The sequence below is a fragment of the Cutibacterium avidum ATCC 25577 genome (assembly GCF_000227295.1).
Taxonomy (GTDB): domain Bacteria; phylum Actinomycetota; class Actinomycetes; order Propionibacteriales; family Propionibacteriaceae; genus Cutibacterium; species Cutibacterium avidum.
On sequence record NZ_JH165054.1, the window covers coordinates 1449019 to 1466063 of the forward strand.

At 64.2% G+C, this 17045-nt stretch carries 18 protein-coding genes; 12 read left to right on the forward strand and 6 right to left on the reverse strand.

Features of this window, described 5'->3' with window-relative positions; translation table 11 throughout:
- Positions 1-14: 14 nt before the first annotated feature.
- On the forward strand, positions 15-386 hold the full coding sequence (locus HMPREF9153_RS11905; protein WP_023033299.1) for a type II toxin-antitoxin system Phd/YefM family antitoxin: 372 nt from the start codon (positions 15-17) through the stop codon (positions 384-386).
- Entirely contained in the window at positions 317-484 is a 168-nt protein-coding gene (locus HMPREF9153_RS06325; RefSeq protein WP_015583334.1) for a PIN domain-containing protein, read from the forward strand. The genes HMPREF9153_RS11905 and HMPREF9153_RS06325 overlap by 70 nt, the downstream gene beginning before the upstream one ends.
- Before the next feature lie 9 nt (positions 485-493).
- Here the strand turns inward: HMPREF9153_RS06325 and HMPREF9153_RS06330 are convergent, their stop codons facing one another.
- Entirely contained in the window at positions 494-910 is a 417-nt protein-coding gene (locus HMPREF9153_RS06330; RefSeq protein WP_004810406.1) for an iron chaperone, read from the reverse strand.
- A gap of 505 nt (positions 911-1415) precedes the next feature.
- Between HMPREF9153_RS06330 and HMPREF9153_RS06335 the strand changes: the two genes are divergently transcribed.
- Positions 1416-2762, forward strand: a complete 1347-nt coding sequence (locus HMPREF9153_RS06335) for a flavin monoamine oxidase family protein (protein WP_004810408.1) — start codon at positions 1416-1418, stop codon at positions 2760-2762.
- 4 nt (positions 2763-2766) lie between these two features.
- Here HMPREF9153_RS06335 and HMPREF9153_RS06340 read toward each other — a convergent pair whose 3' ends face one another.
- The gene (locus HMPREF9153_RS06340; RefSeq protein WP_004810409.1) at positions 2767-2964 is read right to left on the reverse strand and encodes a P-II family nitrogen regulator; all 198 of its coding nucleotides are present in this window, start codon (positions 2962-2964) and stop codon (positions 2767-2769) included.
- Positions 2961-4346 carry an ammonium transporter gene (locus HMPREF9153_RS06345; protein ID WP_138237625.1) on the reverse strand — a complete coding sequence of 462 codons (1386 nt, stop codon included), beginning with the start codon at positions 4344-4346 and terminating at the stop codon, positions 2961-2963. Before HMPREF9153_RS06345 ends, HMPREF9153_RS06340 begins: the two co-directional genes overlap by 4 nt.
- A gap of 265 nt (positions 4347-4611) precedes the next feature.
- Here HMPREF9153_RS06345 and HMPREF9153_RS06350 point away from each other — a divergent pair, with 265 nt between their 5' ends.
- Positions 4612-5544 (forward strand): hypothetical protein, encoded by a 933-nt coding sequence (locus tag HMPREF9153_RS06350; RefSeq protein WP_036910037.1) that lies wholly within the window; start codon positions 4612-4614, stop codon positions 5542-5544.
- A 20-nt stretch (positions 5545-5564) separates the two neighbouring features.
- Here the strand turns inward: HMPREF9153_RS06350 and HMPREF9153_RS06355 are convergent, their stop codons facing one another.
- Positions 5565-6050, reverse strand: coding sequence for a SixA phosphatase family protein (locus HMPREF9153_RS06355; protein WP_004810412.1), 486 nt, complete (start codon positions 6048-6050; stop codon positions 5565-5567).
- 47 nt (positions 6051-6097) lie between these two features.
- On the opposite strand from HMPREF9153_RS06355, the gene HMPREF9153_RS06360 reads away from it, so the two are divergent.
- A complete protein-coding gene (locus HMPREF9153_RS06360; protein WP_004810413.1) occupies positions 6098-7087 on the forward strand; it encodes an acetylxylan esterase in 990 nt (329 codons plus the stop codon).
- A gap of 8 nt (positions 7088-7095) precedes the next feature.
- Here the strand turns inward: HMPREF9153_RS06360 and HMPREF9153_RS06365 are convergent, their stop codons facing one another.
- Both HMPREF9153_RS06365 and HMPREF9153_RS06370 read right to left on the reverse strand, forming a co-directional pair.
- Positions 7096-8109 carry a TRM11 family SAM-dependent methyltransferase gene (locus tag HMPREF9153_RS06365; RefSeq protein ID WP_023033301.1) on the reverse strand — a complete coding sequence of 338 codons (1014 nt, stop codon included), beginning with the start codon at positions 8107-8109 and terminating at the stop codon, positions 7096-7098.
- Between the two features lie 140 nt (positions 8110-8249).
- A complete protein-coding gene (locus HMPREF9153_RS06370; RefSeq protein ID WP_004810415.1) occupies positions 8250-8810 on the reverse strand; it encodes an inorganic diphosphatase in 561 nt (186 codons plus the stop codon).
- 127 nt (positions 8811-8937) lie between these two features.
- On the opposite strand from HMPREF9153_RS06370, the gene dacB reads away from it, so the two are divergent.
- From dacB to HMPREF9153_RS06405, 7 genes are all read left to right on the forward strand, one after another.
- Complete coding sequence (gene dacB / locus HMPREF9153_RS06375; protein ID WP_036909867.1) at positions 8938-10311, forward strand: D-alanyl-D-alanine carboxypeptidase/D-alanyl-D-alanine endopeptidase; 1374 nt, start codon at positions 8938-8940, stop codon at positions 10309-10311.
- Positions 10311-11264 carry a tRNA lysidine(34) synthetase TilS gene (tilS, locus tag HMPREF9153_RS06380; protein WP_023032315.1) on the forward strand — a complete coding sequence of 318 codons (954 nt, stop codon included), beginning with the start codon at positions 10311-10313 and terminating at the stop codon, positions 11262-11264. The genes dacB and tilS overlap by 1 nt, the downstream gene beginning before the upstream one ends.
- A 9-nt stretch (positions 11265-11273) precedes the next feature.
- Positions 11274-11828 (forward strand): hypoxanthine phosphoribosyltransferase, encoded by a 555-nt coding sequence (gene hpt / locus HMPREF9153_RS06385; protein WP_004810421.1) that lies wholly within the window; start codon positions 11274-11276, stop codon positions 11826-11828.
- A gap of 138 nt (positions 11829-11966) precedes the next feature.
- Positions 11967-14126 (forward strand): ATP-dependent zinc metalloprotease FtsH, encoded by a 2160-nt coding sequence (gene ftsH, locus HMPREF9153_RS06390; protein ID WP_004810424.1) that lies wholly within the window; start codon positions 11967-11969, stop codon positions 14124-14126.
- Between the two features lie 98 nt (positions 14127-14224).
- Complete coding sequence (locus tag HMPREF9153_RS06395; protein WP_004810426.1) at positions 14225-14950, forward strand: DUF6498-containing protein; 726 nt, start codon at positions 14225-14227, stop codon at positions 14948-14950.
- 45 nt (positions 14951-14995) lie between these two features.
- Positions 14996-15571, forward strand: a complete 576-nt coding sequence (gene folE / locus HMPREF9153_RS06400; protein WP_023033302.1) for a GTP cyclohydrolase I FolE — start codon at positions 14996-14998, stop codon at positions 15569-15571.
- A 265-nt stretch (positions 15572-15836) separates the two neighbouring features.
- Complete coding sequence (locus tag HMPREF9153_RS06405) at positions 15837-17045, forward strand: type I-G CRISPR-associated protein Cas7 (protein WP_004810430.1); 1209 nt, start codon at positions 15837-15839, stop codon at positions 17043-17045.

A 17045-nucleotide genomic window follows, 5' to 3' on the forward strand; every position in this document is an offset into this window, starting at 1 on the left:
ATGGGGAGGCTGCCATGGAAGTGGGTATTAGAGAACCACGTGACAGTTTGAACAAACACGTTGCGCAGGTCAGGAACGGTCAGACGATCGCAGCGACTGACCACGGCAAGCCAGTCGCCCGACTGGTCCCCGTCGAGCAGTATCCCAAGTTGGAAATCATGATTGCCGACGGTTTTGGTCACGCCCTGTCGGGTCGGGAAGCCTCGTCTCCCACATCCGGTGGACGCCGGAGCGATGGTGAGCGATTTCGTCGAACTGCAGCGACGATGATTGCCTATGTCGACACGTCGTCAAGATCAGTGATCCTCTACTCGAAGTGGCGTGCACTATCGCGAGGGAGCAGCGGCTGCGCGGATATGACTCCGTCCACTGTGCTGCCGCACTGAGTGTCTGTGAGGACGACTCGGTCGCCGTACCTGGCGACCGAGCTCTCCTGACCGCCTGGCACGACTTGGGTCTCAACACGGTCGACACGGCCTTGTGAAAAGTCCCCTCACCTCGCCCAGAAGGTCGTGCAGTCCTTCTTGACCTCGATGGCGTGCCCGAGCATGTCGTCGATGAGTGGCCATGGAACCGGCTGATCCCACCTCACCTGCCACATCTTCTTGGACCTGGTGTAGCCCTCGTCGATGATTCGTTCCGTGAAGGCATCAAGGGTCGCTGCCTCGAAGGCCAGGGCCAGGTGCTTGGCCGAGGCACTCCAGCTCGCGATGAACGAGCCATGATCAGTGAGCATCGGCATATTCCATTTCCACACCAGGACGAGATTCGGGTGGGTGCGCAAGGTCTCGTTGAGCAGGTCGGAGACGCGCTGACGGTTGGCGTCAACGGGGATGGCCGCGAGCCAGGCGTCGATGAGATCGGCGTTGTCGAGCGGTGTGGCGTGGGCGATGGTGCGATCGAGGGTCATGGCTCTCCTGTAGGTGTCAGTGGAGCTGATGCCGGCTTACCCAGTGGATCGCCGGCAGTGCCGTCCTGGGCCTCCTGACGTGCCCGCACCATGTTCTGCACCTTGTGAGGACGACAACTGCAGGGTCCACTCCGACAGTCTGGGACAATACCCAACGACCACGCTGTGCCAGTGCTGGGAACCCAGACCGACGAGGGTCGTGATGACCATCCCGAACGAGGAGAACCCACACCAATACGCCACGGCCATGACGATCGCCGAAGTCGGCGTGGGTGTAGATGGTTGCCACCGAGGAACTGTGGCGCATTTCCTGCGCAGACGTCACGGATCATCCCCGCCGATCAACTCCGATTCGCGTTCGCCAGCTCAGGAAGGGCGAACCGGGGTATCGAACAGGGTCGACGCGCAATGCGTCAGGGTGGCCCGGTACGATCGAGGCACCACGATTCGTAGGTTGCGGCCTGACTCCTCGGTTCGGCCGTCCAGCGGAATTGCAAGGGGACGCATGTACGACAGCATCATTATCGGCGCAGGCCTCGCCGGACTGACGGCCGCCGAAGAACTCGCATCCGCAGGGCACTCGGTGGTGGTTCTGGAGGCTCGCTCCCGAGTGGGTGGGCGCCTCGAGAACGCGGAGTTGTCCAATGGGCAGGTCATCGAGTTGGGCGGCCAGTGGGTCAGTGAGGGCCATGAAGAACTTCGCTCCCTCATCGCCTCCCAAGGCCTTGAACTGGTCGACTCCACCGAGGGCGACGTCGTCGTCAAGGCTCGCGGACGGGTCTCCCACGTCACCAATTCCTCCAGCTCTGCCCACACCCTCAGCCCCTTCGAACTGTCTGACCTCGGTCAGGGCCTGCTAAGGTTCCGCCGTCTGGCCGATCGGGTCGCCAACAACAAGGGTTGGACGACGGCGAACGGTACGTGGCTGAATCAGTCCCTGAGTCAGTGGGTGGTCTCGAATGTGCGTACCGACGCCGGACGTGAATACATCACCAATCTTTTCCGGCGTGCCTTCGGGGTCTTTCCCGACGACACCACACTTCTTGATGGTCTGACGAAGGCCAACTCCGGGGTGGACCTGGAATCCCTCGTCGCCGTCAACGGTGGGCTCAAGCAGCAGCGCGTCAAGGGCGGTGTCGCCCAGGTCGCTCGCAACCTCGCGGAGCGTCTCGGCGAGGATCTCAAGCTCTCCTGCCCGGTCCGCTCCATCCACGCAGACGGTGGCACCGTCACCGTCGCGACGTCCATCGGCACCGAGTACCAGGGGCGCAGCGTCATCGTCACCGTCCCTCCGCGTCTTCTCAAGGAGATCGAGTTCGATCCTGCTCTTCCGGCAGAGCGTCTCGAGATGGCCGAGAAGGTACCCGCAGGCAATGTCATCAAGGCCTACCTCGTCTACGACAGCCCGTGGTGGCGCACCTCTGGAGCCTCCGGCCAGATGGGTGCCGACGAGGGTGCCGTCCGCGTCATCTTCGACACCTCCGACGACGAGACCGGCAGGGGAGTCCTGATGGGCTTCTTCGAGGGCACCGAAGCGTCGGGCTACGGCAAACTCTCGGTGAGCCTGCGTCAGCGTGCCTTCGAGGAGGTCGTCGAGTCCGCCTTCGGTGAGGCTCCCAGCTCTCCGATCGAATACCTCGACCGCGACTGGCTCTCCGAGCCCTACACCGGTGGCTGTCATGGCGCCCACTTCGCTCCCAGCCTCTGGACTGCCACCGGCCCGATCCTCGCCCAGCCGTTGGGCAGGGTGCTCTTCGCCGGCGCCGAGTACGCCTCCTCCTTCAACGGCTACATGGAAGGCGCGCTGCGAGCCGGTGCTCGCGCGGCTCAGGAGGCTGTCGACCTGCTCTGATCGGTCAGACGCTGACCTCGACGCGGACCTTCTCGAGGAAGTCGATGGTGAACTCGGCGCCTCGGTAGACCTCAGTGTGACCCTTCTGGCGGGCGTAGCCGGCTGCCTCGGAAATCGTCAGACCAGAGACTCCGGCTTTCGCGAGTTCGAGCCGGACGGTGTCAAGTGCCGACGGCTGGATAATGGCGGTGATGAGCTTCATGCCGAGATCTCTTCCTTGTCGGCGGTGGTTTCGACGGCGCGGGCGGGCTTGCCGTCAGGGCGAGGGGCGTCCTCGTGGTGGGCGTGGGCCTTGGGTAGCACCAGGGAGGAGTAGCGGACGCTGGAGAAGTCGTACCCGGACTCGGCGTGCTCGACCAGGTCGATGCCGCGCAGCTCCTCGGCGGTGGAAACACGGATGCCCATCGTCTTCTTGATGACCAGGCCGATGAGGCCGCTGACGACGAAGGAGTAGGCCATCATCGCGAGGGCACAGATGACCTGGACCCCCAGCAGCTTGCCGTTACCACCGAGGAACAGGCCGGCTCCATTGGCCTCTAAGGAGGCGGAGGCGCCTTCAGCCATGGCATGCGGGTCCGCGAGGAATCCGATGAGGACGGTGCCCAGGAAGCCACCGACCATGTGGACGCCGACGACGTCGAGGGAGTCGTCGTAACTGAAGCGGTATTTCAGGCTGACGGCCAGGGCGCAGACGGCGCCGCAGACGATGCCGATGATGACGGCGCCCCACGGGGAGACCGACGCGCAGGCCGGGGTGATGCCGACCAGGCCTGCGACGATGCCCGAGGCAGCGCCAAGCATGGTGGGTTGACCGTCGCGGATGCGCTCGACGCAGATCCATGCGAGCATGGCGGCGGCAGCAGCGGCGAGGGTGTTGACCCAGGCCAGACCTGCGGTGTCATTGGCCTCCAGCGTAGATCCGGCGTTGAATCCGAACCAGCCGAACCACAGGCCGCCGGCGCCGAGCATGACGAGGGTGGTGTTGTGCGGGCGCATCGGCCTGGAACCAAATCCGACGCGTGGGCCGAGGATGAGGGCTAGGGCAAGGGCGGCAGCGCCGGCGTTGATGTGGATCGCGGTGCCACCGGCAAAGTCGACGGCGTGCATGGTGTTGAGGATCCAGCCGGTGCCGAACACCCAGTTGGCGGCCGGGAAGTAGACCAGCAGGCCCCACAGGATGGTGAATACGACCCAGGCGAAGAACTTCATCCGGTCAGCGACGGCGCCGCTGACGAGGGCAGTTGCGATGATGGCGAAGGCGGACTGGAAGGCGACGAAGACGAATCCGGGAATGGTTCCGACCTCGGTTCCCATGACCCCGTGGAGTTCGAAGTACTGGGCGGGGTTGCCGATGAGGCCTCCCCATTGCGGGTCACCGAAGGCCATCGAGTAACCGCAGACCACCCAGAGGACGCCGATGGTCCCCATCGCAACGACGTTCATCATGAGCATGTTGAGCACGCCCTTGGCTCGCACCATACCGCCGTAGAAGAAGGCGAGCATCGGTGTCATGAACAGCACCAAGGACGCGCTGGCGAGCACCCAGGCGGTGTCGCCGGCATTGATCTCAAGCAGTGGTGTCATGGTGTCAATCGTCATCTGGCAGCGTTGCGGAACCGTTTGGTCGGCGTTACTGACATGTGAAGAATCGCGCTCTTGTGTGACGACGGTGTTACGTCGGTGACAGGAACGTGACGCGGAGACCGTGAAAACATGCCATATCCTTGACGCGCCACTCATGGACGGAGATGAGACTATGTTTTGTGCGCGATGCGGCACCCAGGTGGGTGCGCACGATGCCGCCTGCAGACAGTGTGGGCTGGACCTGCACCTGCCCGGTGCCGTGCGCATGACAGACCCTGGCTCCTTCGACGAGACGGTCGTGCAGAGCCCCGTGGGCGCTGATGAAGCTCCGACGAGGGAGATTCCTCGGGTGCAGACCCCGCCGAAGCCTCGAGATCAGCAGGACATGACACCAACCCAGCAGTGGCAGCGACAGGATTCCACGCCGACCCAACAGTGGAGCACCAGCCAGCCCTGGTCGGGTCAGCAGCAGCCTCCGCAAGGCCAGGGTCAGGAGGCCGGGGATTCACAGCTGCCCGACGACTGGTTCCGTGACCCCGAGGCAGAGCGGACTCGCGCGATGGCGACGGTTCGGGATAATCCTGTCTTCACCCCACCCCCGCCGCCGTCTGCCCCTGCCACGTCACACCCGCAGCCTCCGGATGACTCGTCCCGCCACCGGAACGTGCTCATCGGCTTGGTGATCGGGCTACTCGTGCTCGTCATCCTGGGTGCGATCTTACTCTTCGCCGGTGGTCGAAAGGGGCGCTCAAACGGGGAACCCATTCCGGTGTCGACGCCGTCGGCCAGCGCTCATGCCGAGCAGTCCACCTCGCAGGAGCCCCCCGCCTCGGAGGAACCTCACGAGGGCGCCACATCCATCGACGCCACGCCCAGCTTCCTCGAGTCCTCGCCTGCGCCCGCGGCTAGTTCGGCTCCTTCCACCCCGGAATCCCCGACGTCGAGTGCTCGCCGGGTTGCCGACAAGCTTCCTGACGGTGACACTGTCTGCTCCTCGACGGTCGGTGCCGTGGGCACGACGTCATGCCCGTTCGCGCTCGAAGTCGCCAATGTAATTCCCGACGACGCCCAGGGCGGCTACGAGGTGAACGCCCACAGCCCGGTCACCGGCAGGAACTACACCATGAAGTGCAGGACGGAGGAGACGTACACCACCTGCACCGGCGGCGTCGCTGCCGAGGTTCACATCCTGCGTTGAGCGAGGACCAAGGCGGCTCGTCACATCGGCCGCTGGACCCCGACGAGGCGCACCTTGTCGAAGTACTCATCGGTCAGATCGGCCCAGGTGCCGGCGACCTCGACCTCGGTGAGGGTTGCTGGCGGGTACCAGCAGCCGACCTTTTCCTCGGCACCGCTCATCGCGGCCAGTTGTGCTGCCAAGCCAGGAATCGTCGGGGCGTGAGCGATGACGAGCAGGTTGTCGACGTCGTCGTCGATCTCTCCAATGCGCTGACGCATGGTGTCTGTGCCGCAGTAGTACAGGGCGCGCATGAATTCCACGGGGCAATCCAGCTGGAGGCAGTCCCAGGTCTGTCGGGTGCGGAGGGCGTCGGAGACCAGCGCATGGCCGACATTGCGCAGTCCAAGACGCATTCCGACCTCGCGGGCCTGGCGGCGTCCCAGGTCGGTGAGCGGACGCTCTCGGTCACCCCCGGCGGCGTGGGATGCAGGCTGGGCATGTCTCATGAGGAACAGGGTGTGCATGATTCCATGGTTGCACCCCGTGGGCGAGGTGGTCCTACGATGTTGGCATGCCGCTCACGGATATGGGCATTGACGAGGCGCGCAACTACCACCCGGTTGTCCCTGAACCCGAGGGTTTCGACTCCTTCTGGGCCGAAACCCTCGACGAGCACGCCAGCATCCCGCTCGATCTGACGGCAACCCCGTTCGACAATCGTCAGGCCCTCATCGACACCTGGGACCTGTCATGGGCGGGGTATCACGGCTCCAGAGTGAGTGGTTGGATGCACGCCCCCGCCGGGGCGAGCGGGCCGTTACCCCTTGTCATCGAGTACATCGGCTACTCTGGTTCGCGCGGGGTCCCGATCGGATCGGCCTTCGCGGCGGCCGGGTACGCGCACATCGTCGTCGATCCGCGCGGTCAGGGATGGGGCCACCCCGCTCTGACCGAGAACTCCCCGGACGTCCACGAGGGCTCCGGTGCTCCGGGATTCATGACCCAATCCCTGTCGGACCCGCATGGCCACTACTACCGCCGGTTGTTCACCGACGCCTTCCGGTGCCTGCAGACCGCTCGGGAGATGAAGATCGTCGATCCCACCAGAATTGTCGTCCACGGTCACTCCCAGGGCGCTGGTCAGACGATAGCGGTGTGCGGGTTGGCAGCCATGCGTGGCATCAAGCTGGCTGGTGCCTTCGTCGATGCCCCCTTCCTGTGTCACATGAGGCGCAGCTGTGACATCGCCACGGCTGGTCCTTATCTCGAGGTCGTCAAGTACCTGGCGGCTCATCCGTCCCTGTGTGGCAAGGCCTTCCAGACGCTGGGTTACTTCGACGGTCTGCACTTCGCCCGTCGCGCCCGTACTGCCACCTGGTTCTCCGTGGCGATGATGGACCAGTTGGTGCCGCCGTCGTCGGTGTGGGCGGCTTACAACGCCTGGGGCGACGGGATGGTTGCGGACAAGCAGATTGCCGTCTATCCCTTCGCAGGGCATTCGGCCGGGGAGGACGTGCAGCGCTGGAACCAGCTCGGTGTGCTTGCCCAGCTCTTCTCCTGAGCCTTTGCTCAGCTCTTGACAGCGACGACGAGGTCGCGGTGGATCGACGAGTCGACGCGGTGGCTGAACTGACGCCAGGGGTTGTCATCGAGGGTAGTCAGGCCTGCGTCGGACAGGATCGCCACAAGATCCTCACGGGACAGGCCAAGGGTGTTCCACGACATTCCCAGCGCACCGCCGTGGCGCAACTGGCCAGCCCACACCGGAACGGCTTCGCGCAGCAGATCAGCGGGGGAGCGACGTCGCGATGACCCGCTGTGGGATCCGTGCACGACGCCGTAAGGGGCGTCGGTGACGACGGCGTCGAAGGTCTTGCGTCCCCACAGGTTCGCCGAGTCGACGGCGTCCCCCGTGAACACCCCCATCGTCAGGGGCTCGGCTCCTGGGAGCCTCACCTCGGCGTCAAACCGCTTGCCGATGGAGTGGCCGTCGCGGCGCACCGGATGGGTGTCGCAGCTGTGCTTGAGACGCTTGCGACGCAGCCAAGTGGTGACGTGGGCGGCCATCGCCTCGACGGCTTTGGCGTCCTGTTCCACCCCGAATCCGTCATGACCCGCCATCCATGCGCACTCCAGGGTGGTACCACGCCCGGCCAACGGATCGAGAATGGCCAGTCTCTGGCCCTCGTCGCGACGAGTCGCGCAGCGGCCGTCGAGGCTGGCGATCGTGAGGTTGAGCAGCAGCCGGGTGAATTGCTCATTGGTCTTGCCCCGGTACTTGGGGATGGTGACAAGATCCTCATCGACTACGTCGACTCGCGGCAGTTCCAGGGGAGCCAACAGGTCGCCATGACGTTCGAAGCAGGCGAGAGCTGCCGAGGACCGCGCCAACGCAGCCAAGTCCGCAGGTCCGAGGGGCTCGTCGCCATTGACGGTGAGGTACTCGACCCCAGCCACCGTCACCGGTGAGACCGTCGTGGCATTCGGGCAGGTGAGGGCCAACTCCGCAGCGCACAGACGCCCTGCCTGCCCGGCATAGACGTGGTTGGCGGCAGGGGCGAGCAGGACGAGGGTCTCGGACATGGCTGACATTGTGTCATGACCCGTCCGACATGCCGAGGAAACAGCAATCGGCGGCCGCTGCGTCGCGACCGCCGATTGCGGTGTGTTGGTGAACCTCGTCTCCCGGTATCGGGGCGGTGTCGGGAGACGAGGCCGAGCCGTCAGGCCAGGTTGACCTGCAGGTGCTCGTAGGAGGTGCCCTTGGCGCGCTCGATCGAGGCCTTGATCTCGGCCTCGGCCTCTTCGCGGCCGGTCCAGGTGGCGCCCTCGACCGACTTCCCGGGCTCGAGGTCCTTGTAGACGGTGAAGAAGTGCTCGATCTCCATGAGGGTCATGCTGCCGACGTCGTCAAGGTCGATGAGGTTGGCACGACGGGGGTCGTCAGCGGGGACGCACAGCACCTTGTCGTCGCCGCCCATCTCGTCCTGCATCTGGAACATGGCCAGTGCGCGGCACTCGATGAGGCAACCGGGGAAGGTGGGCTCGGTGAGAAGGACCAAGGCATCCAGCGGATCGCCGTCCTCTCCGAGGGTCCCCTCGATGTATCCGTAGTCGTACGGGTACTGCGTAGAGGTGAACAACGTACGGTCAAGACGGATACGACCGGTCTCGTGATCCATCTCGTACTTGTTCTTGGTGCCACGCGGAATCTCGATCGTCACATCAAAGTGCAAGCTATCGGGCTGTTCTCCCTGGAATGGGTTGGTGAAATCGTCAGTCACGAGGGGCCCCTCTTCTTGTATTAGACACGGTGATGATCGACACTGTATCCGTTTGCAGGAGGGATTTTTCGTGCCACACCCAGATCAACGTAACCCGAAACGTGCTGTGCCCGAGCCGCGACGCCGTATGCCGGCATGGGTTCCAGTCCTTGTCGGTGTCGCCGTGACCGGCATTGTCGTGCTCGTGGTGGTCGTCAGTTCTCTGCGAACCGGTACGTCGACGAACGAGGCCGAGCGTGGACTGCTGACCCGTCGTCACGGGAACACCGCACCTGCGGTGCAGCCGGGTCGGGGGGTCGTCGCTGCGGTGGCCCCGAATACTCCGTCAACCAAGCCACTGGCAGCAAGCGTGGCCAATCGTGTGAAAGCTGCCGGTGCGGCCCCGGGCGTGCTTGGTGCCGACATCATGGATGCTGCGACTGGTGAAACCCTCTATCAATCCGGGCAGAGCACCCTGTTGACCCCTGCTTCGAACCTCAAGGTGATGACCGCGATTGCGCTGCTGGATTGCACGGATGCCGGGCACCGCTACACGACGAAGGTTGTCGCTGACGGGTCGGCGTTGACCCTGGTCGGCGGTGGCGATCCCTACCTGCGTTCCTCGGCCTCCGACAAGCATCCTGAGTACCCGTCGACGGAGCAGCTTGCCAAGCGCACCGCGGCGGCCCTCAAGGAGGCTGGCACGAGGTCGGTCACCGTCAGATTTGACGACACCCTGTTCTCCGGTCCCACGTGGAACAGTGCATGGCCGATCGACAACTACTCCGATGAGGTCACCCCGATCACCTCGCTGTGGGTTGACGAAGGAATGATCAACAACAATCCGTGGAATCGAAGCAAGACTCCTGCGGTCTTGGCGACGAATACCTTCGTCGGACAGCTCCGCAGCGCCGGTATCACGGTCACGGGATCGGTGGTTCGACACAAGGCGGGCGAGTCCGACAAGCAGATTGCTGCCGTGCAGTCGATCCCGGTGGAGGACCTCGTCACTCGCACGTTGGAGGAGTCCGACAACTCCGCCGCAGAGGTGCTGAGCCGTCAGATGGCCCTTGCGAGCGGCAAGCCGGGATCCTTCGCCGGCGCCTCCCAGGCCCTCGAGGAGCACCTCAAGAACATGGGAGCCTGGCAGGACGGCGCTGTCGTTCAGGATGGGTCGGGCCTGTCCCGAGGCAACCGGATCACGGCGGCCATGCTTTCCCACGCCTGGCAAAAGGTTTTGACGACACCGAAGCTGCAGCCGGTAGCCAATGCGGTTCCCGTCAGTCGGGTCTCGGGAACCTTGCACAAGCGCTTCTCCGAGCCGAGCACGGCAGCGGCGCGTGGCGTGGTCCACGCCAAGACCGGCAGCCTGCAAGGGGTTATCTCGATGTCGGGATGGCTGCGTGACGCCGACGGGCGCATCCTCGTCGCCTCCTTCATCGTCAACCAGACCGATGGCTCCGCTCGATCCTGGCTTGACGTCGTCTACGGCAACCTGGCCGGGTGCGGCTGCACCCGCTGATGGCACGACGTGAACTGGGTCCGGCAGCCCTGACGGTTGCCCAGGCCGTCGAGCATGCGGTCCGCGGAATTGACCGGTTCGTCGTCGGGTGTTCTGGCGGGCCGGACTCCCTCGCCCTGGCGTTGGGGTCGGAGTGGGCATCTCGACGCCGTGGAGCCGAGGTGATGGTCGTCATCGTCGACCATCAGCTGCAGGACGGGTCGGACGAGGTGGCAGCGCGTACTCGAGACCTGCTGACCGACCGTGGGATGGACGCCTGTGTGCGTCGCGTCGAGATCGATCCGAATGACCCTGACGGCCCGGAGGCGGCGGCTCGAACCGCTCGTCGAGCAGCGCTGGTTGACGTCGCCGGGAAGACGCCGATCCTGCTCGGCCACACCCTCGACGACCAGGCCGAACAGGTCTTGCTGTCCCTGGCCCGTGGCTCCGGGGCGACGTCGCTCGCCGGTATTCGGCCGCGGGCAGGCCAGTTCTGGCACCCGCTGTTGGGGGTGCGTCGGGCCCAGACCCTGCAGGCATGCCAGGAATGGGACGTCGAGCCATGGCATGATCCCCACAACAGTGACTCGCGGTTCCTGCGCTCCAGGGTGCGCACCGAGCTCATGCCGGTTCTCGAGGACGTCCTCGGATCGGGGGTGGCGGAATCCCTGGCCCGCAGCGCGTCGCTGTTGGCCGGAGAAGACGCCGTCGTCACGGCTGTGGCTGACCAGTGGGCACGAGACCACGAGGTGACGGACGACGTTCTGCCCGGGCTGCGAGGTGTGGAATCCGGGTTGGCTCGACGGGTCGTCAAGAAGTGGCTGCCCGAGGCGACAATGGTTCACGTCGACGCCGTCCTGGGTCTTCTGGACGGTCCCGGAGGCGCTGGGGTGGACGTTCCTGGCGGCCGCGTCGAGATGAGGCGTGGGACCCTGTACCTCACCCAGCGCCTGCGGCAGATCCGGGATCGGTAAGCTGGATCCGTGCGAGCTTCTGACATTCCCGAAGATTTCGACCGCGTTCTGTACACCGATGAGCAGGTGGCCTCTCGTGTCCGCGAGGTCGCTGCCCAGATCGACGCCGACTATGCGGGGCGGGAAATCCTCATGGTTGGTGTGCTCAACGGTGCTGTCATGACCATGGCGGACCTGTGCCGCGCGATGAAGTCCCACATGTCCATGGATTGGATGGCCGTGTCGTCCTACGGTGCCGGTACGAAGTCCAGCGGCGTGGTGCGCATCCTCAAGGACCTCACCAAGGACATCGAGGGCCGCGACATCCTCATCGTCGAGGACATCATCGACACCGGCCTGACGCTGAGCTACCTGGTGCAGAACCTGCGCAGCCGCAACCCCAACTCCATCGAGATCATGGCGATGTTCCGCAAGCCGGAGGCCGTGACCTGCCCGCTGGATGTCAAGTACGTCGGTTTCGACATTCCCAACGAGTTCGTCGTCGGATACGGCCTGGATTACGCCGACAAGTACCGCAACCTCACGGATGTGGCGACGCTGGCGCCGCACGTGTACAACTCCTGAGGGGTCGACGTCGAAGGGCGGACCGCCATCGGGTTGGGATGGTCGCGATGCGGTACAGCGTTCGTCAACACTGCGATGTTGTCATGCGCTGGTATCGTGACGCCTTGAGTCCCACCCACCCATGCCCCTAGGTAGTACATGAAAAACGTGTCCCGCATCTTCAAAGGTCCTCTGATCTGGATCCTGTTGTGCATCGGCTTGATCATTGTGTTCCTGCAGTTCACCGGGTCGGGGAACGGGTACAAGGACATTCCGACGTCTGAGGCCGTCAGCATCATCAACAGTGACAAGAAGTTGGATGGCGTCACGCTGACTGACGGCGATCAGGTCATCAAGATCACTGAGAACGACGATAAGAAGTACCGCTCGTACTGGGTTGGTAACCAGTCCGACCAACTCGTTGACAAGCTCAACGACCGGGTCCAGGACAAGACGCTGAAGTCGTGGCAGGGGGAGAACCCTGGGCAGAGCATCTGGAAGGCTCTGCTCATCAACTTCCTGCCTTTCGTCATCATCCTGCTGTTCTTCTTGTGGGCTATGAACGCAGCACAAGGCATGGGCGGCCGTGGCGGCGTCATGGGGTTCGGCAAGTCCAAGGCCAAGGTGGGCAGTAAGGACACCCCCAAGTCGACTTTCGCTGATGTCGCGGGCTGCCAGGAGGCGATCGACGAGCTGCAGGAGATCCGTGAGTTCCTCGCTGAGCCGGCGAAGTTCCAGCGGGTCGGTGCCAAGATTCCCAAGGGCGTCCTGCTGTATGGCCCTCCTGGTACCGGTAAGACGCTGCTGGCTCGTGCCGTGGCCGGTGAGGCTGGAGTGCCCTTCTTCTCGATCTCGGGTTCGGACTTCGTCGAGATGTTCGTCGGCGTCGGCGCCTCCCGGGTCCGCGACCTCTTCGAGCAGGCCAAGGAGGCCGCTCCGGCGATCATCTTCATCGATGAGATTGACGCTGTCGGCCGGCACCGTGGTGCTGGTATGGGCGGCGGCCACGACGAACGTGAGCAGACGTTGAACCAGTTGCTCGTCGAGATGGACGGCTTCGACGTCCACGGTGGCGTCATCCTCATTGCCGCAACGAACCGTCCCGACGTCCTCGACCCGGCATTGTTGCGTCCCGGTCGTTTCGACCGTCAGATCGCGGTGGAGGCCCCTGACCTCGACGGCCGTCTCAAGATTCTTCAGGTGCACGCCCACGGCAAGCCGATGGCCGACAACGTCGACCTGACCTCGATCGCCCGTCGTACCCCCGGCATGACCGGCGCCGACCTGGCGAACGTGCTCAACGAGGCCGCCTTGCTGACGGCTCGTGCCGACCTGCCGGTGATTGGCAACGCCGAGCTCGACGAGGCGATTGACCGCGTCATTGCTGGCCCGCAGAAGAAGACGCGGCTCATGAACGAGCACGAGCGGCTCGTGACGGCTTATCACGAGGGTGGGCACGCCTTGGTGGCCGCGGCCATGCCGGGTACCGACCCGGTACAGAAGATCACGATCCTGCCGCGTGGTCGGGCGCTGGGATACACGATGGTCATGCCCGACTCCGACAAGTACTCCCAGACGCGCAGCGAGTTGCTGGATTCGATGGCGTACATGATGGGTGGTCGTGCGGCCGAGGAGCTCATCTTCCACGACCCGTCGACGGGTGCCTCGAATGACATCGAGAAGGCCACGAAGGTGGCTCGCGCTCTCGTCACTCAGTACGGTTTGTCGGCTCGCGTCGGCACGGTGCAACTGGGGTCAGGGGACAGCGAGCCATTCCTCGGCATGACGACTGGGCAACAGCGCGACTACTCCGACGAGACCGCCAAGATCATTGACGACGAGGTGCGTGAACTTCTTGAAAATGCGCACCAGGAAGCATTTGACTGCTTGGACGCCAACCGTGAGGTGCTCGACGAGTTGGTGTGCCAGCTTTTCGCCAAGGAGACATTGAGCAAGGCTGAGGTCGCCGAGATCTTCAAGCCGCTCAAGCACTGGCCGGAGCGTGGCGCGTTCACCGGTTCTGACAAGCGTGTGCCGTCGTCCATCCCGCCGGTCAAGCCCCCACAGGTTGTCGGTGTGGACGAGGATGCTCCCGAGGTTGGTGCTCCGCGTCGTGGCGTCATAGCTCCCCCGGCTCCTGAGCCTGGTGGGGATCTTCCGGGGGACAATCCCGGTGAGTGGCAGCCGCCGTCCGACTGGCAGCCGCCGAGCGTCGGGGGAGGAAAGTCGCCTCAGCCCCCGACCCCCGGACCTACCCAGCCGGGTGAGGGCCCCCAGCCGCCGTCGAGTGGAAGTCCTTGGGGTCCGCGTAGGTCCTGACGATCGTTACGGCCTGCTGCGTGTGACGCGGCGGGCCGTCGTTCCAGGTTGCCCGCCGTCACTTCGACCCAACCGTCGGTTGAACCGAGGAGGCCCCCATGACCCGCAGAAGCCTGACGACGTACGGAGCCATCGTCGTTTACAACCTGTTCACGGTGGTCGGCGTCGTCCTGTTCGGCTGGCCGGTGGGCAACATTCTCTTGCTCGGCTGGTGCGAGAACGTCATGTTCGTCATTGCCGCGGCGCTGGCCAATGGACGTTTGCGGCGGGAGTCGAGGCGCACCGGCGAGCCAATTCCGGTCGATCCGTCGGCTTGGCGGATTGATAACGGTATGAACCTTGATGCCACTGCCTCGCCGCTCTCCTACCTCTTGGCCAATCTCTTCTTCTTGGTGGTCCACCTCGGTTTTGCCGGTGCGTTGGCCTTACTCCTCGGGGTGCAGTTGACCGTCACCGCGGCTGGTGTGCCTTTCGTGTTGGCGGTCTTGCGCCATGTCGTCGAGGGGACCAATGATTCCTTGGGTGACCCTGACGTGCGGCGTGCCAAGGATCTACGGGCCGCACGGGATGCCAACCGGCGGGTTGTGGTCCAGCACGTCTTCATTATCGTCGCTGGGGGTCTGAGTATCGCCATGCTAAACCTTGGAGGAGACCACCTCGGGGGCTTTAGCGGGTCGGGTCACGTTAGCGTCGAGGACATAAGGGATGTCGTGGCGCTCGCGGTGCTGGTGCTCTACGTCGCTGCCAAGATCATCGTCGAGGTGCTGATCGCCTGGGCGCGGGACCACGTGACGCCGACGTCGAGCCTGTCGGCTGCGGCCTGAAGCAGCCCTCGTCGCTGTCCTAGAATCGTTCGAGTGAGTGAGTCCATGCCAGAGCTACCAGTTGACCTGTCTCGGGCCCGGGCCGCGGTGCGCGAGTTCCTTCTGGCGATCGGAGAGGACCCCGATCGGGAGGGCTTGCGCGAGACTCCCGAGCGGGTCGCCCGGGCCGCCGCCGAGATCTTCCGGGGCCTGGCCCAGGATCCCGCCGAGATCCTCTCCAAGACCTTTGACATCTCCCATGACGAGCTGGTCCTCGTGCGCGACATCGAGGTGCAGTCGTGCTGCGAGCACCATCTGCTGCCGTTCACCGGCGTCGCCCACGTCGGCTACATCCCGGCCAAGGACGGCCGTGTCACGGGTCTGAGCAAGATCGCCCGACTCGTCGACGTCTACTCCCGACGCCCCCAGGTCCAAGAGCGGCTCACGACCCAGGTCGCTGACGCCATGGTCGAGTACCTGCATGCCCGCGGGGTCATCGTCGTCATCGAGTGCGAGCACATGTGCATGACAATGCGCGGCGTGCGCAAGCCGGGGTCGCGGACGGTGACCTCGGCTGTGCGAGGCATCCTTCGTGACCCCGCCACTCGTGCCGAGGCGATGGGGTTGATCACCGGGAGGTGAGGTGTGGCGGGCGTTGAGCCCGCCACTTTCATTGCCGCTGGTGAGAAATCGTTTCGGGTGATAACAGCGACAGGTGGAACAAAAGCGGAACAAGATCGTCCGGGATAGTGTCGGTGGCGCAGCCCAGACTTATCTCTGTCACTGCATGAACCAGTGCTAACGGCTTTGTCATGGAGTGACGTGTGTGCTCGGTGTGCGTGCCCACGCCATCACAACGAATGACAATGGGCCATTGGGGCCGCATTGATGAACAAAGGAGTGATTGATGTCCGAGACTTCTGCCGAACTGACCTTTAAGATGTTGCTGGAGGCTTGTAGTCCAGGAGGTGCCAGCAACCTGTCCGTGACGACTGAGCTGGAACCAGCTGCTGGCCTCCATGCCGGGGTCGCACCGGCACGATATGTACGCGGCAACAAGGGCACTTACGCCTATGAGCCTCGGTTTGTCGATGGGGAGCCCCAGCGATGCGTCGTTCTCGAAAGTAAGGGCGGGTTCCTGAACCTTCTCGAGGACGCACTTGGCTCCGCCATCTTCGACGAGGACGGCCCGCTCAAACTGACGCCGCGCATGAGCGTCACCTACGACAATGGCCAGTCCATGGCTGATTACGAAGCGCCCCACCGTGCGTTCGATGGCCACTTCCGGGCGGGGTACATCGACGGCAAGCCCGTCACCGCGAACCCGCGTTACCGTGCTCTTCGCGACTGCACGGCGATCAACATGAAGCCGCTCCTCGAGACCTCCCCGGTGAGCTTGCTATTCGGCGCGTGGGACTCGAGCAGGAAGGCCCATCAGGTTCGTGTTCGTTCGGCCATGACCGGCGAGATCATTGGTGTCCTCGCAGATCAGAACTCCACTACCACCCCCGAGCGTGGCGCTGCCCGCGTCGACCCGATTGCTGCGAGCGTCCAGCTGTCTGCGAAGGACATGCTGGCCCTCGTCGATCAGCAGGCCGATGAGTTCAGCGCGAAGACGGTCGCCAAGCTTCGTGACGAGGCGGCCAAGGCCAAGAAGGGAGCGATTTCAGGATCGTCCCTGGGGCTGGGCGCAATCCCGCCGTCACTGGAGAGCCTTGGTTTTGTTTCCTGCAAGCGCATCATCCGATCGACTGTTCTCAGCTTCAGTGCCCTCCGGCAGCTCCGCTTCGGAGGAGACACGGAGTCCGACGTGGCTTGCCGCGCTCTGCTGGCTGCCCTCGGCCTGGCCAGCCTCGCGCGATCCAACGAGGAACTGGTCATACGAGCCAACTGCGACCTGCGCGAGTCCGAGGCGCCTCACTTCGAGCTGGACTGCCGTAACGGAGAGGTCCAGACCTTGTCCCCGATCCTTCGGGAGCAGGCAGACGCACTTCTCGATCAGGCGATTTCGCACGCCCGCAACGCGGCTGGAATCTCCTGGAACGGCGAGGAGCTCGCGATCGTCGGTAACCCGATCGTCATCAGCGGTGCAACCGCCGAGGCCGAGGACGAGTGA